This window comes from Streptomyces sp. cg36 (genome assembly GCF_041080675.1).
GTDB lineage: Bacteria > Actinomycetota > Actinomycetes > Streptomycetales > Streptomycetaceae > Streptomyces.
On the sequence record NZ_CP163520.1, the window covers coordinates 4705751 to 4727661 of the forward strand.

The window sequence follows — 21911 nt, forward strand, 5'->3', positions numbered from 1 at the left end:
TCGAGGCGTTTCGGCACGTCCGCCGGAGCCTATGGCGTTCCACAAGATTTGCAAAGGCTCACCCTTTGCTCAGGTGCACCGCCGATGGGGTGATCCGCCCCACTCCGGGCGCCGCAGGCGTGCGGCGCGCGGGTGTCACACCCGCGTCGTACGCTGGGATCCCCCGGCCCGTTCGACGTGTCGGGCGGTTCGCGTTGCCCTCTCTGTGGGATGGAAGCCCTTCATGAGCCTGCACGGCCTGCTGGACGCGGTGGTACGAGACCCGGCGCTCGCGGAAGCGGTGAAGGCCGCGGCCGACGGCCACCGGACGCACGTGGACCTCGTCGGCCCGCCCGCCGCGCGCCCCTTCGCGGTGGCCGCGCTGGCCCGCGAGACCGGCCGCCCGGTGCTGGCGGTCACCGCGACCGGGCGCGAGGCCGAGGACCTGGCGGCGGCCCTGCGCTCCCTGCTGCCGCCGGACGAGGTGGCGGAGTATCCGTCCTGGGAGACGCTGCCGCACGAGCGCCTCTCGCCCCGCAGCGACACCGTGGGCCGTCGGCTCGCGGTGCTGCGGCGCCTGGCGCACCCGCGGGCGGACGACCCGGCGGCGGGCCCGGTCAAGGTCGTGGTGGCGCCGATCCGCTCGGTGCTGCAGCCCCAGGTGAAGGGGCTGGGCGAGCTGGAGCCGGTGGCGCTGCGCAGCGGGCAGACGGCGGATCTGAACGAGATCGTGGCGGGCCTCGCGGCTGCCGCGTACGCACGGGTGGAGCTGGTCGAGAAGCGCGGCGAGTTCGCGGTGCGCGGCGGCATCCTGGACGTCTTCCCGCCGACCGAGGAGCATCCGCTCCGGGTCGAGTTCTGGGGCGACGACGTCGAGGAGATCCGTTACTTCAAGATCGCCGACCAGCGGTCGCTGGAGGTCGCCGAGCACGGTCTGTGGGCGCCGCCCTGCCGTGAGCTGCTGCTCACCGACGACGTGCGCACCAGGGCCGCCGCGCTCGCCGAGGCCCACCCGGAGCTGGGCGAGCTGCTCAACAAGATCGCCGAGGGCATCGCCGTCGAGGGCATGGAGTCGCTGGCGCCCGTCCTGGTCGACGAGATGGAGCTGCTGCTCGACGTGCTGCCCGCCGGGTCCATGGCCGTGGTGTGCGACCCGGAGCGGGTGCGCACCCGGGCCACCGACCTGGTGGCGACCAGCCAGGAGTTCCTCCAGGCGTCCTGGGCCGCCACGGCCGGCGGCGGCGAGGCGCCCATCGACGTCGGCGCCGCCTCGCTGTGGGGCATCGCGGACGTGCGGGAGCGGGCCCGCGAGCTCGGCATGATGTGGTGGTCGGTCTCGCCGTTCGCGGCCGACGAGGCCGGTACGGACGACGAGACCCTCAAGCTCGGCATGCACGCGCCCGAGACCTACCGGGGCGACACCCAGCGGGCGCTCGCCGACACCAAGCAGTGGATCGCCGACGGCTGGCGCGCGGTGTACGTGACGGAGGGCCACGGCCCGGCCTCGCGCACCGTGGAGGTCCTCGGCGGCGAGGGCATCGCCGCCCGGCTCGACGCCGATCTGGCCGAAATCAGTCCCTCGGTGGTCCATGTCTCCTGCGGCGCGATCGACCAGGGCTTCGTGGACCCGGGGCTGCGGCTCGCGGTGCTCACCGAGACCGATCTGACCGGGCAGCGCACCGCCAGCAAGGACATGGGCCGGATGCCGGCCCGGCGCCGCAAGACCATCGACCCGCTGACCCTCCAGGCGGGCGACTACATCGTGCACGAACAGCACGGCGTGGGCCGCTACATCGAGATGGTCCAGCGCACGGTGCAGGGCGCCACCCGCGAGTACCTGCTGGTGGAGTACGCACCGGCCAAGCGCGGCCAGCCCGGCGACCGGCTCTACATCCCCACCGACCAGCTGGAGCAGGTCACCAAGTACGTGGGCGGCGAGGCCCCGACGCTGCACCGGCTGGGCGGCGCCGACTGGACCAAGACCAAGCAGAAGGCCAAGAAGGCGGTCAAGGAGATCGCCGCCGACCTGATCAAGCTGTACTCGGCGCGGATGGCCGCCCCCGGCCACGCCTTCGGCCCGGACACCCCCTGGCAGCGCGAACTGGAGGACGCCTTCCCGTACGCGGAGACGCCCGACCAGCTCTCCACCATCGCCGAGGTCAAGGAGGACATGGAGAAGACGGTCCCCATGGACCGGCTGATCTGCGGCGATGTGGGGTACGGCAAGACCGAGATCGCGGTCCGCGCCGCCTTCAAGGCGGTCCAGGACGGCAAGCAGGTCGCGGTCCTGGTGCCCACCACGCTCCTGGTCCAGCAGCACTACGGCACCTTCACCGAGCGCTACGGCCAGTTCCCGGTGAGCGTGAAGGCGCTGAGCCGCTTCCAGACCGACACCGAGGCGAAGGCGACGCTCGAAGGGCTCAAGGACGGCGCCGTCGACATCGTCATCGGCACCCACCGGCTGTTCTCCTCCGAGACCAAGTTCAAGGACCTCGGCCTGGTCATCGTGGACGAGGAGCAGCGGTTCGGCGTCGAGCACAAGGAGCAGCTGAAGAAGCTGCGGGCCAACGTGGACGTGCTGACCATGTCCGCCACCCCCATCCCCCGGACGCTGGAGATGGCGGTCACCGGCATCCGCGAGATGTCGACGATCACCACCCCGCCGGAGGAGCGCCACCCGGTGCTCACCTTCGTCGGGCCGTACGAGGAGAAGCAGATCGGCGCCGCGATCCGGCGCGAACTGCTGCGCGAGGGCCAGGTCTTCTACATCCACAACCGGGTCGAGTCCATCGACCGGGCGGCGGCGCGGCTGCGCGAGATCGTCCCCGAGGCGCGCATCCAGACCGCGCACGGGCAGATGGGCGAGTCCCAGCTGGAGCAGGTCGTCGTGGACTTCTGGGAGAAGAAGTTCGACGTGCTGGTCTCCACCACGATCGTCGAGTCCGGCATCGACATCTCCAACGCCAACACCCTGATCGTCGAGCGCGGCGACAACTTCGGCCTCTCCCAGCTCCACCAGCTGCGCGGCCGGGTCGGCCGGGGCCGCGAGCGCGGCTACGCGTACTTCCTGTACCCGCCGGAGAAGCCGCTCACCGAGACCGCCCACGAGCGCCTCGCCACCATCGCCCAGCACACCGAGATGGGCGCGGGCATGTACGTGGCGATGAAGGACCTGGAGATCCGGGGCGCGGGCAATCTGCTCGGCGGCGAGCAGTCCGGCCACATCGCGGGCGTCGGCTTCGACCTCTACGTACGGATGGTGGGCGAGGCGGTCGCCGACTACCGGGCCCAGATGGAGGGCGGCGGCGAGGAGGAGGCGCCGCTGGAGGTCAAGATCGAGCTCCCGGTCGACGCGCACGTCCCGCACGACTACGCGCCGGGCGAGCGGCTGCGCCTCCAGGCGTACCGGGCGATCGCCTCGGCGAGCTCCGAGGAGGACATCAAGGCGGTCCGCGAGGAGCTCACCGACCGCTACGGCAAGCTGCCCGAGCCGGTGGAGAACCTGCTGCTGGTGGCCGGGCTGCGGATGCTGGCGCGGGCCTGCGGGGTCGGCGAGATCGTCCTCCAGGGCTCCAACATCCGGTTCGCCCCCGTCGAGCTGCGCGAGTCGCAGGAGCTGCGGCTGAAGCGGCTGTATCCGCGGACGGTCATCAAGGCGCCGACCCGCCAGATCCTGGTGCCGCGCCCCACGGCGGGCAAGATCGGCGGCAAGCCGGTGGTGGGCCGCGAACTGCTCGGCTGGACCGGCGAGTTCCTCGCCACGATCCTGGGCTCCTGACCGCCGCGATCCTGGGCTCCTGACCCGGAGCCCCCGGGCCCGCGGGGGTGGCGCGGGCGCCAAGTGCCGGCCGGTCGGGTACGCCGGGGTCCCCCCGGGGCCCGCCAGGCGCCGGCCGGTCGGGTACGCCGGAGCTCCCGGGCCCGCCCGGGGTGGGCGGGTGCGCGGCGCCCCGGTGCCGCGCACCCGCCCCGACCCCGCCGGGCAGCTCGTGTCAGGCCGGGGGCGGCGGGCCGTCCGCCCGATCCGGCGCGGCCGACTGCACCGCCCGGCCCTCCGGGTCCGTATCGCCCGCCGCGTCCGCCGGAGCCTCCCGGCCCGCCGGGTCCGCCCCGGCCGCCGGGTCCGCCTCGGCCGCCGGGGCCGACCCTTCCTCCGGGGCCGCCCGGTCCGTCCGCTCCTCCCCGTCCGCCGACGGCTCGGTGTCCGGGTGGCGGGTGCCCAGGCCCAGGGCGTCCTCCACCTTCTGCTGGACCTGGTCCACCTGCGCCGTGAACCGGTCGCCGGTCTTCTCGTTGACCGCCGCCTCGGCGGCGTCGGACAGGTCCCTGGCCTTGTCCTTCACGGTCTCCTGCGCCTGGTCCTTGAAGCGGTCGAACATCCCCATGGGCGTCTCTCCTCCTCCGGCGGCGGGCCGGTCACGACGGTACGCGCAGCCTGCCCGCTCCCGGGTGCGGTGCGCGGGCCGGGACGGGGTGGACCGAGGCACCGGGGGGTCGCGGCCCGGCGCCGCCGTGCGCGGGCGGTCGGCCGCGCCGGGGGAATCCGCCTTCGAGCCGCTGTGTCCGCCGGGGGACGGGGTAGGAGTTCATAGGATCGCGGGGTTCCGCCAACTTCCTTGAAGGACGGGCCGTTTTGATGCGTACGTACCGAATTGCCCTGCCCGCCGCGGCGCTTGCCGCCGCCCTCGCCCTCACCGGATGCTCCGACAGCAAGAAGGACACGGAGAAGGCCAAGCCCGGCGCGCCCGCCGCCAAGGGGGCCGCCCTGGCCGCCGTCGACACGCTCACCGTCAAGGGTCGCGCCGCCAAGACCGGCTACTCGCGCGACCAGTTCGGCAAGGGCTGGACCGACACGGACTCCAACGGCTGCGCCACTCGTGAGGACATCCTCAAACGGGACCTGACGGACGTGAAGCTGAGGGGCAAGTGCGACGTGACGTCCGGGACGCTCGCCCACGACGTCTACACCGGCACCACCATCAAGTTCGTACGCGGTGCCAGCAAGGTCGACATCGACCATGTGGTGGCCCTCTCGGACGCCTGGCAGAAGGGCGCCCAGCAGTGGGACAAGAACAAGCGGGTGGCCTTCGCCAACGACCCGCTGAACCTGCTGGCCGTGGACGCGAGCGCCAACCGCCGCAAGAGCGACGGGGACGCGGCGACCTGGCTGCCCACGTACGCCCAGGGCCGCTGCACCTATGTGGCCGACCAGGTGGCGGTGAAGAAGAAGTACGCGCTGTGGGTGACGGACGCGGAGCGGGACGCGATGCGCAAGGTCCTCACCGACTGCCCGGCCCAGAAGCTGCCCACGGGCTGAGGCCCGGCCCGCGCCGGGGCAGGGGCGGCGGGGCGGGGGCGGCGGGGCGGGCCCTCAGCCCGTCTTCACCCAGTCCTGGCAGCCCGTGCTCTTGAAGTAGGCGTCGCCCGCGCCGATCCTGACGACGGCGGTACCGGAGACGTTGTCGTTGGCGAGGATCGCGTCGGTGCTGTGCGAGGCGTCCTTGGCGCGCTCCCAGTAGCACGCGTCGTCCTTGTTCCCGGTGGACTTGTAGGTGCCCGGCGCGATGTCCGTGCCGACCTTGAACATGCCGCCGCCGCCCTTGAGCGTGGTCCTGGGGGCGCCGGCGGCCTTCGGGCCGACGCGGTGCCAGTCCTGGCAGTCGCTGCTCTTGAAGACCTTGTCGCTCGCCGACACGGTGACGTAACTGGCGCCCGTCACGTTGTCGTTGGCGAGGATCGCGTCCGTGCTGCCCGAGGCGTCCTTGGCGCGCTCCCAGTAGCAGCCGTCCTTGTTGCCGCTGCTGACGTAGGTGCCGGGCTCGATGTCCGCGCCGACCTGGTAGCTGCCGCTGCCGTCGAGGCCCTTGGCCTCTTCCTTTTCCTTCTTCTTCGGCTCTTCCTTCTTCTGCTGCCCGCCCTGCCCGGCCGTCCCCGTCTCCCGGGTGGCCGAGGCGCTCGGGGACGTGTCGTCGGAGCCGCCGCCCGCGCCGACCGCGCCGCCGACGGCGATCACCGCGACGATCGCGCCGACGCCCGTGAGGACCTTGTGGCGGGCGAACCAGTTGCGCTGCTTCTGCTGGGACATGGCGGTGCCTTTCGTGACGGCGGGGGTGGTGAACCGGACCTCGTGTTCCGATGGGTCAATCACAACAGAAGCTGTGAACCGAGTCAACCGTGTTCACATGTTCATGGTTGTTCACGCTCGTGTATGGAGTGCTCACTGCCCGCTCGCTATGCTGAGGAGATCGCAGACGAGGGGAGTCGGGTCCGTGCCGGACAACGCAAGTGAGGTGACCGCCGCCGGAATCGCCCGGCTCGCCGGGGTCGGCCGCGCGGCCGTCAGCAACTGGCGGCGCCGCCACGCCGACTTCCCCAAGCCCGTCGGCGGCACCGAGACCAGCCCCTCCTTCGCCCTGGGCGAGGTCGAGCAGTGGCTGCGCGACCAGGGCAAACTCGCCGAGGTCCCGCTGCGCGAGCGGGTCTGGCAGCAGCTGTCGGGCCACCCCGCCGGGGCCGTGACCGCCCTGGTCCACGCGGGCCGCGTGCTCCTTCTCGTACGGGACGACCCGGAGGGCTGGCGCCGGCTCGCCGCGCTGGGCGACGCCGAGCTGGCCGAGCGGCTGCCGAGGGCGCTGGACGAGTCCGTTCACAGCGGCCCTGTGAACACCCCCGCCCCGGTGCCGGGTGAGCTCGCCGCGTCCGTGCCGCTGCTGCGCGGCGTCGGGGAGCTCGCCGCCGAGCTGGGCGCCCGGCAGACCTTCGAGTTCCTGCTCGGCCGTCACCTCGACGCCAACCCGCGCCAGTACACGCTCACGCCCCCCGGCCCCGCCGAGCTGATGGCCGCGCTGGCGCTGGGGTCGCAGGCCGCCTCGGTGCTGGACCCGGCGTGCGGCACCGGCACCCTGCTGCGGGCCGTCCCGCACGCCGAGTCGGTGTACGGGCAGGACACCGACCCCGAACTCGCGGCGCTCGCCGGGCTGCGGCTCGCCCTGCACGGCGCGGCCGACGTGCGCACCGCCGCCGCCGACTCGCTGCGCGCCGACGCCTTCCCTGGCCTCGCCGTGGACGCGGTGCTCTGCCACCCGCCGTTCAACGAGCGCAACTGGGGCCACGACGAACTGGGCTACGACCCGCGCTGGGAGTACGGGCTGCCCGCGCGCACCGAGTCCGAACTGGCCTGGGTGCAGCACGCCCTGGCCCGGCTGCGCGAGGGCGGCACCGCCGTCCTGCTGATGCCCCCGGCCGCCGCCTCCCGCCGCTCGGGCCGCCGCATCCGCGCCGGGCTGCTGCGCCGGGGCGCGCTGCGGGCGGTGATCGCGCTGCCCGCCGGGGCCGCGCCCCCGTACGGCATCCCGCTCCAGCTGTGGGTGCTGCGCAAGCCCGGCGCGGGCGTCCAGGCGGCGCCCGAGCTGCTGGTGGTGGACGCGGCGGGGCTGCCCGGCGCCGCCGAGGCCGGGCGCGGCAAGCTGCCGTGGCAGAGCGTGCAGAGCGCGGTCCTCGACGCCTGGACGCCCTTCGACCGGGACGGCACCGCCGAGGAGCGGCCCGGGGTGAGCCGGTCGGTGCCGGTCATCGAACTCCTCGACGACGACGTGGACCTGGCCCCCGCCCGCCATCTGCCGCCCCCGGCCGCCCCGGGCGGCGCCGACGCGCTGGACGCGGTGCGGGAGCGGCTCGGCGAGACCCTGCGCCGCACCGCCGAACTGACGCCCCCGCCCGCCGGGGACGTCCCGCATCCCGGCGCCCGGCTGCCGCTCACCACCGTCGGCGAACTCGCCCGCGCGGGCGCCCTGGTGCTGCGCTCCGGCGGCGCGGGCACCTCGGCCTCGGGCACCCCGGTCCTGACCGAGCACGACGTGCTCACCGGCGCCGCGCCCTCCGCCACCCTGCCCGAGGGCCCCGCCGAGGAGCCGGTGCTGACCGAACCCGGCGATGTGGTGGTGCCGGTGCTGGGCGGCGCGGCGGCGGCGCGGGTGATCGACGCGGAGACGGCCGGGGCGGCGCTCGGGCGCAACCTCCAGCTGCTGCGGCCCGACCCGGCGGCCCTCGACCCCTGGTTCCTCGCCGGGTTCCTGCGCGGCACCGCCAACAACCGCCAGGCCAGCAGCTACGCCACCACCGCCTCCCGGCTCGATGTGCGCCGGCTCCAGCTGCCCCGCCTCCCGCTGGCCGAACAGGCGCGCTACGGCGAGCGGTTCCGGGCGCTGGCCGCGTTCGAGGACGCGCTGCGGCTGGCCGGACGGCTCGGCGAGCAGCTGGTGCGGGGGCTGCACGACGGGCTGACCGACGGGGTGGTGCGGCCGGAGTAGATCCGGACCAGCCGGTTCCGTCCCGACGCCCCTGACCTGGGTGGACCCTGACCGGGCGTCACCTTTACGCTCTGGCCAGCGATGTACGTACCGCCTTGTCAGGAGCGCAGATGCCGAGCCCCGCGAGCGTGAAGGTGATCACCGTTCGGGTGGTCTTCTCCGTGCTGGTGGTGCTCACGCTCGGGCTGCTGGCGTGGACGGCGATGCTGCGGCTCGCCATCGTCCGCCGCACCCGGCGCGACTGGCGGCTGTTCTGGGTCCAGTTGACGGTCAACCTCGGCTGTCTGTCGATGCTGCACACCCACTTCAAGGACACCTGGGTCTCCCACACCGGGATGGCGGTCCTGCTGGTGCAGGGCCTCGTGGTGGTCGTCCACTACCTGGTCGCCGACACCCACTTCCACCAGCGGAGCCTCCCGTCCCCGCCGCCCCGCCCCCCGGCCGCGCCGTCCCCGCGCATCCACCAGGTGCGCGCCGAGCTCGACGAGCTGAGCAGTCTGCTGCGCGAGCAGGAGGGCCGGTGAGCGCCGGACGGGTCGTCGCCGGGCGCTACGAGCTGGCGGGGCTGCTCGGCCAGGGCGGCATGGGCCAGGTCTGGACGGCGTACGACCAGCGCCTGGACCGCCGGGTCGCGGTGAAGCTGCTCCGGCCCGACCTGGTGGCGGGCGCGGGGGCGGCCGACGAGACCCGCCGCCGGTTCGTGCGCGAGTGCCGGGTCACTGCGCAGGTCGACCACCGGGGTCTGGTCACCGTCCACGACGCGGGCAGCGACGGCGACGACCTGTATCTGGTGATGCAGCACGTCGAGGGCGCCGACCTGGCCGACCACCTCGCCGAGCACGAGCCCTACCCCTGGCCGTGGGCGGTGGCCGTGGCGGCGCAGCTGTGCGCGGTGCTCTCGGCCGTGCACGCGGTGCCGATCGTGCACCGCGACCTGAAGCCGCGCAATGTGATGGTGCGCCCCGACGGCACGGTCACCGTCCTGGACCTCGGCGTCGCCTCGGTCCTCGACCGCGACACCACCCGCCTCACCCGCACCGGCTCGCCCATCGGCTCCCCGGCGTACATGGCGCCCGAGCAGGCGATGGGCGGCGCGGTGGGCCCGTACACCGATCTGTACGCGCTCGGTGTGCTGCTGCACGAACTGCTCAGCGGGAACGTGCCCTTCGCCGGGTCCACCGCCCTCGGCGTGCTCCACCGCCACCTCTACGAGCCGCCGCTGCCGGTCCGCCAGGTCCGGCCGGAGGTGCCCGGGGCGCTGGAGGCGCTGGTGCTGCGGCTGCTCGCCAAGGACCCGGCGCACCGGCCCGGCTCGGCGCAGGAGGTGTACGAGGCGCTGGCCCCGCTGCTGCCGGGGCGCGGTGCGCCGTCCGGGCAGCCGCTCGACCCGACGCGTCCGTTCCTGCGCCCGCACGCCCCGTGGCCGGACCGCCCGCCCGCCGCACAGCCCTCCGCGCCGTCCCCGGCGCACCTGCCGCCCGCCCCTCCCGTCCCGGCCCGCGCCCCCGCACCCGTACCCGCGAACGCGCCGGTGTCCGGTGCCGGGCCGCAGCCCGATGTGGCGGGGGCGGTCGACGAGGCCAAGCGGCTGCTGGGGGAGGGCCGGATCACCCAGGCCGTGGACGTCCTGGGCGCGATCCTGCCGGCCGCCGCCGCCCGGCACGGCGAGGCTTCCCCCGTCGTGCGCATCCTGCGCAAGCAGTACGCGGCGACGCTGCTGGACGACGGCCAGTACGGCCGGGCGCTGCCGGAGCTGCGCCGGCTCGCCGGGGAGCGGGCCGCCGAGGCGGGCCCGGCCGACGCGCAGGCCCTGGCGTTCCGTCAGGACGTGGCGCTCTGTCTGGAGCAGCTGGGGGACGCGGCGGCGGCGCTCGCCGAGTACCGCGCGGTGCTGTCCCACTTCGAGAGCCCCTACGGCGCCGGCGACCCGGCCCGCGCGGCGGAGGTCCGCGCCCGCGTCGAGGGGCTGCTGCGGCTGCCGGGCGGTCGCGGGACGGTCGTGGGGCGCTCTTGAACCGCGCCTGACGCCTGCGGGCCGGGGTATGGCGGCGGACTTCTTCTGGCAAAAGTCCAGGAAAGTCCGAATCGGACAGACGGAACAACTCCTTCCACTTAAGTAAGGGGTTGCTCAAGCAGCCACCAAGAAAAACCCTGCTGACTGTCATTTAGGTGCTCTTTACGGACAAGATCGGGCGCGTTTTGTCTCGCGCATATGTCTATACCTTTCTTTCCGTTGGGAGTCGCCCCCGTGCGTCCACGTCCACCCGCCCGTCCCTCCCCGAGAAGACGGGCCTCGCACGTCCGCCGCAGACAGCGGCGGATCGCGATGTTCCTGCTCACCACCCTCGCGCTGATGCTGACCACGCAGCAGGCCATGGCCGACGACGCGCACCTGACCCGGATATCCCTGCCGGGCCTCAGCTCGCTCACCTCCTGGTTCAAGGACCCGCACTGGGGCTCGCTCCCCAAGCAGCAGGGCGGCACCGCCGCCGGGCACGGCCACCACGCCAGTGCCGCCGCCACCAAGGCGAACAAGGGCAAGGGCCGCAAGCCGGGCAAGGGCCACGGTGAGCTCGACGCCTACCACCCGTACGCGAAGGCCACCAAGGGCGGCAAGAGCCGCTCGGCCCAGGGCTTCAACGCCCGGACCAGCCACCGCAACCCGGGCAAGTCCTCCCGTACCGCCACGGTCTTCGACAACGCGGACGGCACGACGACCCGCCAGGTCGCCCTCACCCCGGTGAACTACCGGGACGACAAGGGCGACTGGCAGCCGATCGACGTGGACGTCAGAGCGGGCCCCGACCACCGCTGGCACGAGAGCGCCAACTCGCTCGACGTGGACTTCGCCGCCAAGGGCGCCGACTCCGCGCTGGCCTCCTTCGCCACCGACGGCTCGCACGCCCTCAGCTACGGCCTGAAGGGCGCCGCCGCCGTCACCGGCACGGCGCACGGCTCCAAGGTCAGCTACCCGAACGTGCTCCCCGACACCGACCTGGAGCTCGCGCCCACCGCGACCGGGCTCAAGGAAGCGATCGTCCTGCACTCCGCGAAGGCCGGGAACACCTGGACCTTCCCCCTCGACCTCAAGGGCCTGACCGCCCGGCAGGCCGAGGACGGCTCCATCGGCCTGCTGGACTCGGCGGGCCGGACCGTCGAGCGCATCCCTTCCGCGTACGCCTACGACGCGAAGGTCGATCCGCGCTCCGGTGACCCCGCCACCACGCACGCCGTCGGCTACCAGCTGGTCCGCGACGGCAAGGGCACCGCGCTGAAGGTCACCCTCGACCCGCGCTGGCTCCACGACCGCGCCCGGGTCTTCCCGGTCACCGTCGACCCGACCGTCACCGACGGCTGGACCACCACGTACGCGGAGTCGGGCGCCCCCGGCGACCACTCCTCCGAGCAGACCGTCAAGGTCGGCTCCTACGACTCCGGCCCGCACTCGGCGGCCTCGTACGTCAACCACTGGTACAACACGTGGGACGGCACCCACGCCACGGTCACCTCGGCGACCCTGCACCTCTTCGACACCTGGGCCTCCACCTGCACGCCCGAGCGGTTCGACGTCGCCCTGGTCACCAAGGCGTGGACGCCCACCTCGGTCACCGGCTACCCGGGCCCGTCCTACGGCGCCTCCATCGGCAACGCCACCCCCAGCGTGCCCAAGGCGTGCGCCAACACCGGCGCCGACCGGACCGTGGGCGACTGGGTCGACGTGCCGCTGAGCACCACCGCGCTCCAGGGCTGGTTCAACGGCACCACCCCGGACTACGGCCTCGCGGTCTACGCGGCCACCAACGACGCCCTGCACTGGAAGCAGTTCGGCTCGTTCAACGACCCGGCGCTCGGCCCGTACATGTCGGTCACCTACACCGGCAACGCGGCCCCGCAGATCTACCAGCAGTACCCGAACAACAACGCGGTCGTCGGCACCACCACGCCCGAGCTGACCGCCTGGGCCGGTGACGACGTCACCACCACGCCGCAGTACGACTTCCAGGTCTACGACAACACCAACACCAAGGTCGCCGACTCCGGCCTGATCGCGAACGGCGACTGGACCGTCCCGGCGGGCAAGCTCAAGTGGGGCCAGACCTACTACTGGACGGTCCAGGGCTACGACGGCTCGCTCTACACCCCGGCCGCCGACTGGTACGCGCTGCAGATCCAGGTCCCCCAGCCGGTGATCACCTCGGGCCTGTCGCAGAACAGCAGCGACCACGGCTTCGACGCCTCCAGCGGCAACTACACCACCACCGACACCGACGCCTCCATATCCACCGTCGGACCCAGCCTCGACGTGGTGCGCGACTACAACTCCCGCGACCCGCGCTGGACCGGCTCCTTCGGCGCCGGCTGGTCGGCCATCCTCGACACCCGCGCCACCGAGCAGTACGGCGCCTCCGGCGCGGTGACCGGCGCGGTCGTGTCCTACCCGAACGGTTCGCAGGTCGGCTTCGGCAAGAACGGCGACGGCAGCTTCTCCGCCGGCTCCGGCCGCTTCGCCACCTTCAAGTCGGTCACCGGCGGCTACTCGCTGACCGACAAGGACGACACCGTCTACGCCTTCACCCAGGCGCTGGGCTCCGGCGGCTACGGCCTCACCTCGGTGACCGACGCCAACGGCCGGTCCCTCACCCTCACCTGGAGCGGCGGCCACGTCAGCAAGATGGCCTCGGCCGTCTCGGGGCGCGCCCTGAACGTCACCTGGTCCACCCCGTCCGGCGCGCTGGCCGCGCACGTGGCGACCGTGGTCACCGACCCGGTGGTCGCGGGCAACCAGTCCACCGCGCTGACCTGGACCTACGGCTACACCGGCGACCAGCTCGTCTCGGTCTGCCCGCCGTCCTCCACCACCGCGTGCACCAAGTACACCTACGCGGCGGGCTCGCAGTACCAGAACGCCTCGCTCGACCTCGGCCCGCGCGCCATGTGGCCGCTGTCGGACGCCTCCGGCACGGTCGCCAAGGACGCGGTCCTCGGCAACGAGAACACCCTCGACGCCACCTACAAGAACGTCACCCTCGGCCAGGCGGGCCCGCCGAACGGCGGCACCGCGGCCGGGTTCAACGGCACCTCCTCCGCGGTGGCGCTGCCCAACGACACCGGCAACAACACCGACTCGGGCGCCCTGTCGCTCTGGTTCAAGACGTCGGCCGGGCCGGGCGTGCTCTACTCGTACGCCTCCCAGCCCATCGACGCGGGCAACGCGGCGGGCTACTACACCCCGTCGCTCTACGTCGGCGGCGACGGCAAGCTGAACGCCGAGTTCTGGTACAGCGGCGGCATCGCCCCGCTCACCACCTCCGCGTCGGTCGCCGACGGCAAGTGGCACCACGTGGTGCTCTCCGCCGCGGGCAACTCGCAGACGCTCTTCCTCGACAACGCCAAGGTCGGCTCGCTCTCGGGCACCGTCTCCATCAAGAGCGGCACCGCCTTCGGCAAGAACCAGCCGTTCAACTACCTCGGCACCGGCTTCCTGGGCGGCAACTGGCCCGACCAGCCGCACCAGAGCAGCACCAGCAAGACCGGCTACGCCACCTACTTCAACGGCTCCATCGCGGGCGCCGCCTGGTACGACCGCCCGCTGGTGGCCGCCGACGTCGACGCGCTCTACAGCTACGGCACCCACACCGCCAGCCTGCTGTCGTCCATCACCCGCCCGTCCGGCAAGACGTACGCGGCGATGGCCTACGACCCGGGCAGCGCGGCGCTCACCCAGCTCACCGACGAGAACGGCGGCGTCTGGAAGCTCGGCGCCCCCACGGTCACCGGCTCCAGCCAGACCTACCGGGGCGCGGTCCTCGGCGGCGCGCCCGCCACCTACTTCCGCCTCGGCGAGGCGGCCGGGGCGGGCGGCGCGGCCGACGAGACGCGCGGCGGCACCGGCACCTACAGCAACGTGACGCTGGGGGCCACCGGTCCCTTCGCCGACCAGAAGGCGGCGGCGTTCAACGGCACCAGCTCCTGGGTGCGGGTCCCGGACGTCCAGACCGGCAGCACCGCCGCCTCGGCCGAGCTGTGGTTCGCCACCACGCACGGCGGCGCGATCCTGCTGAACGCGCAGAACGGGCCGATCGGCGGCACGGTCACCTCGACCACCCCGCAGCTGTGGATCGGCACCGACAACAAGCTGTACGGCGGCTTCTACACCACCTCCGGCTCCGTCCAGATGGGCACCACCGGCACGGTCACCGACGGAAAGTGGCACCACGCGCTGCTCTCCGCGACCGGCACCGGCCAGACCCTCTACCTGGACGGCACCCAGGCGGCGAGCAAGACCGGCACGGCGGCGCTGACCACCGGCGGACGCACCACCGACTACCTCGGCGGCGCCACCACCGGCTCCGGCTGGGCCGGACTGCCCTACCCGGCGACCGTGTACTTCAACGGCTCGCTGGCGGAGGCCGCCACCTACCGCACGGCGCTCACCGCGCAGGACGCGGCGGCGCACTTCCAGGCCGCCAAGAACTCCACGGGCCTGCTGCCGGTGTCGACCGTCAAGGTCACCTCGCCGGCCGACGCCACCCTCACCTACCAGTACGACGTCAACCACAACAACCGCACGCTGACCGAGACCGACGGGCTGGGCAACACCACCAGCTTCGGCTACGACACCGGCGGCTTCGAGCACACCGTCACCAACCCCAACGGGGCGACGACGGTCACCGGCCACGACGTCCGCGGCAACACGGTCTCCACGACCACCTGCCAGAACCAGGCGGCCAACGCCTGCTCCACGGAGTACTTCAGCTACTTCCCGGACGACACCACCGCGCAGCTCACCACCGCCGACCCGCGCAACGACATCCTGCTGACCCGCCGCGACGGGCGCTCCGCCTCGGAGACGGACAACACGTATCTGACCTCGTTCGGCTACGACAGCGCGGGCAACCAGACCACCATCACCGGTCCGGCCGTGGCGGGCTTCCCGGGCGGGCGCACCACCACGACCGTCTTCAGTGACGGCACCGCCACCTACCCGGCGGCCGACGGCGGCAACGTGCCCAAGGGCCTGCCGGTGAAGACCGTCAGCCCCGGTGGCGCGGTCAACTCCGTGGCGTACCTGAAGAACGGCGACGTGGCCTCGACCACCGACGCCGTCGGCCTCGTCACCTCGTACACCTACGACGGGGTCGGCCAGGTCCTCACCAAGAAGGTCGTCTCCGACACCTACCCGGCCGGGCTCACCACGTCGTACACGTACGACGCGGACGGCCAGGTCGTGCAGGAGAAGGACCCGCAGCTCACCGACCGGGTCACCGGCGCGGCGCACGCGGCGGTCTCCAGCACCGGGTACGACGTCGACGGCAACGTCACCTCGCAGTCCGTCGCGGACGCGAGCGGCGGCGACTCCACACGCACCGAGACGCAGACCTACGACGCCTACGACCACCTCGCCACCAAGAAGGACGCCAACGCCAACGCGGGCGCGCCCAACGGCAACACGGTCACCTACACCTACGACAGCCAGGGCAACAAGACCAAGGAGGTCTCCTCGGCGGGCACCGAGACCCGCTACACCTACGACGACAACGGGCAGCTGCTGACCCAGGGCGTCATGTACGGCGGCGACCCGGCCGACCCGCAGACGCCGTCGCTGCTCACCGAGTCCTCCCGGGCCTACGACCCGGCGGGCCGCCTCGCGTCGGTCACCGACGCCATGGGCGCGACCACGTCGTACACCTACACCGACAACGGCCTGACGGCCACCGTCACCAAGAAGAGCGCGGACGGCAGCAGCTCCACCGTGCTCCAGTCCAACACCTACGACGCCGCCGGCAACGTGGTCTCCACGGCCAGCGACAACGGCGAGACCGTCGTCAACAACACGGTGGACGCGGCCTCCCGCAACACCTCCACCACCGTGGACCCGACCGGCGTCAACCGCGTCACCAGCGTGTCCTACACGCCGGACGACGAGGTCGCCACCGAGAACAGCCACGACGCCTCGGGCTGGGACCGCACGATCACCCACGCGTACGACGCGATGGGCAACAAGATCGCCGAGACGCTCTACGGGGACGCCGCCGGGCACCCCAGCGGCTGGTGGAAGCTGGACCAGTCGTCCGGCTCGACCGTGACCGACGCCTCCGGCTCCGGCAACACCGGCGCCGCGACCGGCGTGACGTGGGACGGCTCCGCCGCGAACTTCGCGGGCAACGGGGGCCAGCAGATCGCCACCAACGGCCCGGTGCTCGACACCGCGGCCTCCTACACGGTCTCCGCGTGGGTGAACATGGCGTCCCTGCCGACCCACAACGCCACGGTGGTGGCCCAGACCGGCACCACCAACAGCGCGTTCATGCTCCAGTACAACTACGCGCACACCAACGCGCCGCTGTGGTCCATGGAGCAGACCAGCACCGACGCGGCGGGCACCTCGTTCCCGGCCGCCTACTCCACCGCCAAGCCCGTCGCGGGCACCTGGACCCATGTCGTCGGCGTCTACAACGCCACCAACGGCGCGGTGCAGGTGTACGTCAACGGCACGCTCTCCGGCAGCGCCACCAACAGCGCGCCCTGGAGCGCGCACGGCCCGCTGGTCATCGGCGGCGCCAAGTACGCGGGCACCCTGGGCGACGCACTGCCCGGCGGGGTCGCCAACGTGCAGGTCTACCAGCGCGCGTTCAGCTCCGCCGACGTCACCTCGCTGTACGGCAAGGGGCGCACCGGCGGCACCGCCGCCTCCTCGGACGAGCAGAAGACCACGTACACCTACGACAAGCGCGGTCTGCGCACGTCCATGACGGACGCCAACCAGAACACCACCACCTACGCCCACGACGAGGCCGGGAACCTGGCGGTCACCACCGCCCCGGCGGTCCAGGCGGAGGCGGACGGCACCGGCCCGGTGACCGTGCGGCCCGTCACCACCAGCGGGTTCAACACCTTCGGCGAAGCCGTCGAGGAGCAGGGCCCGAACGGCGACGTGACCACCACGGCCTACGACGCCGGCGGCAACAAGGTCTCCGAGACCCTGCCGCGGTACACCCCGGCCGGGGAGAGCGCGCCGGTCACCGCCCCCGCCACCTGGACGTACGACAGCGAGGGCAACCAGACGTCGGCGACCACCCCGGGCGGGCGCACCACCAGCTACCTCTACGACCAGCTGGGCCGCGTCACCCGGGTCACCCGGCCCGACGGCGCGACCACGCGCAGCACCTACGACAACGCCGGCGACCCCCTCTCGGTGACCGACGGCACCGGTGCCAGCACCCAGGCGACCTATGACTACCTGGGCCGCCAGCTCACCTCGACCACCCTGGAGCGCTTCCCGTCCACCCGGACGCTGACCAGCACCAACTCCTACGCGGTCACCTCCGGCAACCCGTACGGCACGCACGTGTCGTCGACCACCACGCCGGGCGGGGTCACCACCTCGTACGGCTACGACCGCGCGGGCGAGACCACCTCGGTCACCGACGCGTCGGGCAACACCACCCGGTACACCTACGACTTCCAGGGCAACCCCCAGAAGACGATCCTGCCGGACAACACCTGGACGGAGACCGACTACAACGCGGAGGGGCAGCCGACGTACAACAAGCAGTACGACGCGTCGGACACCCTGCTCGCCCAGTCCTCGGTCAGCTACGACGCGGTGGGCAACGCGGTCGCCTCGACCGACGCCAACGGCCACACCTCCCGCTTCACCTACGACGCGGCGGGCACGGTCACCCAGGAGGTCCAGCCGGTCTCCGCCACCGAGTCGATCACCACCAGCTTCGGCTACGACCAGGCGGGCCACCGCACCCGGTTCACCGACGGGCGGGGCAACTCCTGGCGCTACACCTACACCCCGTGGGGCCAGCAGGAGAAGGTGACCGAGCCGTCCACCGCGCAGTACACCTCGGCGGCGGACACCACCACCACCTACGGCTATGACGCCGACGGGCGGATGGTGAAGGCGGTCAAGCCGGGCGGCACGTCGACGTCCCTGACGTACGACAAGAACGACCGGGTGCTGACCATGGACGGCCAGGGCGCGGACGCCGCGACCGCCAGCCGCTCCTTCAGCTACGACAAGTCGGGCCGGGTCCTCACGGCCGACACCGCCGAGGCGGGCATCACGGGCAACGCCGACCACCAGTCGGCCACCCACGAGGCGTTCGGCTACGACGACCGCGGGGACCTGCTCTCCGCGTCCGGCTCCGCCGGTGCGTCGAGCTTCACCTACAACGCCGACTCGGCCCCGCTGACCCGCACCGACGCGGCCGGTACGACGACGTACGGCTACGACACCGCGGGCCGGCTGTCCACCCTGGACGACGCGGCCACCGGCAACCGGCTCACCTACACGTACGGGAAGCTCAACGAGCTCTCCCAGATCAAGTACGGCGCCACCGGCCAGACCCGCACCTTCGGCTACGACTCCGCGCACCGGCTGACCAGCGACACCCTGATGCAGGGCGCCACCGGTCTCGCCTCCGTCGGCTACGGCTACGACAAGAACGGCAACCTGACGTCCAAGGCGACGACCGGGGTGCCGGGCGCGGCCAACCACACCTACACCTACGACTGGGCCAACCGGCTCACCTCGTGGAACAACGGCTCCACGACGACCGCCTACGGCTACGACGCCTCCGGCAACCGCACCCGGGTCGGCGCGGACGTCTACACCTACGACGCCCGCGACCAGCTGACCTCGGACGGCAACCACAGCTACAGCTACTCGGCCCGGGGCACCATGACCCAGCAGGCCGGGTCGGACGGCACCGTCGCCTTCACCACCGACGCGTTCGGCGCCCAGATCACCGCGGGCACCCACGCCTACAACCTGGACGCGGCCGGGCGGAACATCACCGACACCGACTCCGCGACCCAGGGCAGCCGCACCTTCCAGTACTCGGGCGCGAGCAACACCATCGCCTCCGACGGCAACTACACCTACACCTACGACCCGTCCGGCGGCGTGGTCGGCATCGGCAACGGCTCCTCCGGGAGCGCGCTCGCCCTCACCGACCAGCACGACGACGTCATCGGCACCTTCACGGCCGGCGCGACCGCGCTCTCCGGCTCGGCGAGCTACGACCCGCTGGGCAAGGGCGTCGGGACCAACACCGTCCTCGGCCACCTCGGCTTCCAGTCCGGCTGGACCGAGCCCGGCTCGGGCGACGTGGGCACGGCCTCGCGCTGGTACAACCCGGCGACCGGCCAGTTCCGCAACAAGGACTCCATCTCGCTGAACCCGGTCCCGAACTCGGTGTCCGCGAACCCGTTCGCGTACGTCAACGACAACCCGCTCGCGGGCACGGACCAGTCCGGCAACTGCTCCTGGTACGACGTGGTGTGCGGCGCCAAGAAGGTGGTCCACAAGGCCGCCGCGGTCGTCCACCAGGTCGCGGCGCCGATCTACCACGCCGCCGTCCAGGTGGTGCACCAGGTCGTCCAGGTCGCCAAGCACGTGGCGAAGAAGGTCGTCCACACGGTCCGTGACGTGTACCGCTCCACGGTCCGCGTGGTGCGCCGGGTCTACCACTACGCCGTACGCAAGGTGAAGCGGGTCTACCACGCGGCGGTGCACGCGGTGCACACCGCCTACCACAAGGTCACCAAGACGGTGAAGCGCGTGGTCACGGCGGTGAAGAAGACCGCCAAGGCGGCCGTCCACACCGTCGCCAAGGCGGCCCGCACGGCGTACCACGCCACGGTGACGGCGGCCAAGAGCACGGCCACCTTCGTCAAGAACCACGCCGCCGCGATCACCTCGTTCGTGGTCTCCACGGCGGTCTTCATGGGCTGCGAGGCGGTCACCGCGGGCGTCGGCTCCATCGGCTGCGCGGCGGTCGCCGGAGCGGTCGGCTCCCTGGTCACCCAGGGCTTCGCCTGCGCCCAGAAGGGCGGCGACCAGTGCAGCCTCGGGGCCTTCGCGGGCTCCGCGGTGGAGGGCGCGGCATCCGGCGCGCTCGGCGGCGTCCTCGGCAAGATCGGCGGCTCCCTGCTGGCGAAGGCCGCGCCCAAGGCGATGAAGGCCGTGGGCGGTCTGTTCGGCAAGGGGGCGGCGGCGGAGGAGACCGCGGCCCGCGACGCCACGGAGACGGCGGCGTCCAGGGCCGAGGCGGAAGGGGCCGGTGGCCGCAGCGAATCCGCCGCGAGCTGCACGCGTCCGCACAGCTTCACCGGCAACACCAAGGTGCTGATGGCCAACGGGTCGACCAAGGCCATCGACAGGATCAAGGTCGGCGACACCGTCGCCAACGCGGTGCCGGGGGCTTCCGCCACCGAGTCGCACAAGGTCACCGCGGTGATCGTCACCAAGACGGACCACGACTTCGTGGACGTCACGGTGAAGGCGGCGAAGCGCGGCGCGACGGTCAAGAAGGCGGTCCGCAGGGCGGCGCTGGGCCTCGCGGCCTCGGCGGCGGTCCTCGGCGCGCTGACGGCGGCCCCGCAGAAGGCACAGGCGGCGGAGGTGACCGCCAAGGGCGACCACCTCACCACCACGTTCCACCACCCGTTCTACGACGCCACGCAGTCGGCGTTCGTGGAGGCGAAGGACCTCCACGAGGGCGACACCCTCCAGACCCCGACCGGCACGGCCGAGGTCACGGGCGTCCGCCTGTACCACGCGAACACGACGACGTACGACCTGACGATCGGGTCGCTGCACACGTACTTCGTGGAGGCGGGGGACACGCCGGTTCTCGTCCACAACTGCAACATCGGGCAGGACGAGGCCCACGGCATCATCGACAAGATCACCGACCCGCTGAAGGCGCACCGGCAGAAGGTCCTCGCCGATGCGGCCAAGCACGGTGTGGAGCCGCCGACCACCGTCTCCATCGCCTTCGACCGGGCAGCCGGCGAGGGCAGCGAGATCACGGGCGTCGGCTTCCGCGGCGAGGCGGCCACCATGGGTGGCCGGCACGGTCTCGACCACGAGATCACCGAGCACATGCCGAAGTCGTCCCTGGAGCCGTGGCCCGACGTGGAGGGCTGCGCGGAGATCGGAGCCTGTACGGGAGCGTTCGACGCCGGTGCGTCGGCACGTCCGAACCTGGCGTTCCTGACCGTCAACACGAAGACGGGTGCGCCGATGCCGTTCTGCAAGAATTGCGCGGCGACGTTCCACGATGCCGTGGACCTGTTCAAGCACTTGAGGCCGGGCGATGCATTCTGACGCTTCTGACGTTGGCGAAGAGCGGTACGAGGACGCGGCCCGCCGCGTCCTGCGGACCGCGGGGTGGGTGCCGGGCCGTGCGTCCGGCACCGCCCCGGCGGCCGGACTGGTCGCCGAGTACGGACCCGCTCCCCGGGCGGCCCTGGCGTTCCTCGACGAGTTCGGCGGGCTGCGCCTGGTCTTCACCGATCCCCGGGACAGCGCGTCCGAGTCGGACGTGGAGATCATCACCCCGGAGATCACCGGGTGGGTGACCACCTGGAGCCGGGCGGCGGGTGAACCCGTGTACCCGGTAGGTGTGTTCGGCGGTCGAAACTGCGTCCTGCTGGTCGGCGAGAGCGGCGCCCTGTACGGGGCCTTCGACGCCGTCCTGGGCAGGCTGGGCGCGGACGCGCTGGAGGGCCTGGGTAGGCTCGTGCTCGATACGAGCCCGCTGGAGCCGCGCCTTCCGGTGCCGCCGGAGGCCGTGTACCGGCATGAGTTCCTCGAGTAGCGCC

At 72.4% G+C, this 21911-nt stretch carries 9 protein-coding genes; 7 read left to right on the forward strand and 2 right to left on the reverse strand.

Going from position 1 to position 21911, the window contains the following annotated elements; genetic code table 11:
• Window positions 1-223: 223 nt before the first annotated feature.
• On the forward strand, window positions 224-3757 hold the full coding sequence (mfd, locus tag AB5J87_RS20960; RefSeq protein ID WP_369378426.1) for a transcription-repair coupling factor: 3534 nt from the start codon (window positions 224-226) through the stop codon (window positions 3755-3757).
• 214 nt (window positions 3758-3971) lie between these two features.
• Here the strand turns inward: mfd and AB5J87_RS20965 are convergent, their stop codons facing one another.
• Window positions 3972-4364 carry an antitoxin gene (locus AB5J87_RS20965; RefSeq protein WP_369378427.1) on the reverse strand — a complete coding sequence of 131 codons (393 nt, stop codon included), beginning with the start codon at window positions 4362-4364 and terminating at the stop codon, window positions 3972-3974.
• A gap of 251 nt (window positions 4365-4615) precedes the next feature.
• On the opposite strand from AB5J87_RS20965, the gene AB5J87_RS20970 reads away from it, so the two are divergent.
• Window positions 4616-5296, forward strand: a complete 681-nt coding sequence (locus tag AB5J87_RS20970) for an HNH endonuclease family protein (RefSeq protein ID WP_369378428.1) — start codon at window positions 4616-4618, stop codon at window positions 5294-5296.
• A gap of 54 nt (window positions 5297-5350) precedes the next feature.
• Here the strand turns inward: AB5J87_RS20970 and AB5J87_RS20975 are convergent, their stop codons facing one another.
• Window positions 5351-6064 (reverse strand): hypothetical protein, encoded by a 714-nt coding sequence (locus tag AB5J87_RS20975; protein WP_369378429.1) that lies wholly within the window; start codon window positions 6062-6064, stop codon window positions 5351-5353.
• Window positions 6065-6212: 148 nt separating this feature from the next.
• Here AB5J87_RS20975 and AB5J87_RS20980 point away from each other — a divergent pair, with 148 nt between their 5' ends.
• The 5 genes from AB5J87_RS20980 (at window position 6213) to AB5J87_RS21000 (ending at window position 21907) form a co-directional block, all read left to right on the forward strand.
• A complete protein-coding gene (locus tag AB5J87_RS20980) occupies window positions 6213-8288 on the forward strand; it encodes an N-6 DNA methylase (protein ID WP_369378430.1) in 2076 nt (691 codons plus the stop codon).
• A 110-nt stretch (window positions 8289-8398) separates the two neighbouring features.
• Complete coding sequence (locus tag AB5J87_RS20985) at window positions 8399-8812, forward strand: hypothetical protein (RefSeq protein ID WP_369378431.1); 414 nt, start codon at window positions 8399-8401, stop codon at window positions 8810-8812.
• Window positions 8809-10302, forward strand: a complete 1494-nt coding sequence (locus AB5J87_RS20990) for a serine/threonine-protein kinase (RefSeq protein ID WP_369378432.1) — start codon at window positions 8809-8811, stop codon at window positions 10300-10302. Before AB5J87_RS20985 ends, AB5J87_RS20990 begins: the two co-directional genes overlap by 4 nt.
• A gap of 234 nt (window positions 10303-10536) precedes the next feature.
• A complete protein-coding gene (locus AB5J87_RS20995; protein ID WP_369378433.1) occupies window positions 10537-21414 on the forward strand; it encodes a LamG-like jellyroll fold domain-containing protein in 10878 nt (3625 codons plus the stop codon).
• The gene (locus tag AB5J87_RS21000) at window positions 21404-21907 is read left to right on the forward strand and encodes an SUKH-3 domain-containing protein (RefSeq protein ID WP_369378434.1); all 504 of its coding nucleotides are present in this window, start codon (window positions 21404-21406) and stop codon (window positions 21905-21907) included. The genes AB5J87_RS20995 and AB5J87_RS21000 overlap by 11 nt, the downstream gene beginning before the upstream one ends.
• Window positions 21908-21911: the final 4 nt, after the last annotated feature.

Excerpts from the sequence above, each read along its gene's own strand:
- AB5J87_RS20970 (WP_369378428.1), top strand. The coding sequence starts at position 4,616 with ATGCGTACGTACCGAATTGCCCTGCCCGCCGCGGCGCTTGCCGCCGCC.
- AB5J87_RS20980 (WP_369378430.1), top strand. The coding sequence starts at position 6,213 with ATGCTGAGGAGATCGCAGACGAGGGGAGTCGGGTCCGTGCCGGACAAC.
- AB5J87_RS20975 (WP_369378429.1), bottom strand. The coding sequence starts at position 6,064 with ATGTCCCAGCAGAAGCAGCGCAACTGGTTCGCCCGCCACAAGGTCCTC.
- AB5J87_RS20985 (WP_369378431.1), top strand. The coding sequence starts at position 8,399 with ATGCCGAGCCCCGCGAGCGTGAAGGTGATCACCGTTCGGGTGGTCTTC.
- mfd (WP_369378426.1), top strand. The coding sequence starts at position 224 with ATGAGCCTGCACGGCCTGCTGGACGCGGTGGTACGAGACCCGGCGCTC.
- AB5J87_RS21000 (WP_369378434.1), top strand. The coding sequence starts at position 21,404 with ATGCATTCTGACGCTTCTGACGTTGGCGAAGAGCGGTACGAGGACGCG.
- AB5J87_RS20965 (WP_369378427.1), bottom strand. The coding sequence starts at position 4,364 with ATGGGGATGTTCGACCGCTTCAAGGACCAGGCGCAGGAGACCGTGAAG.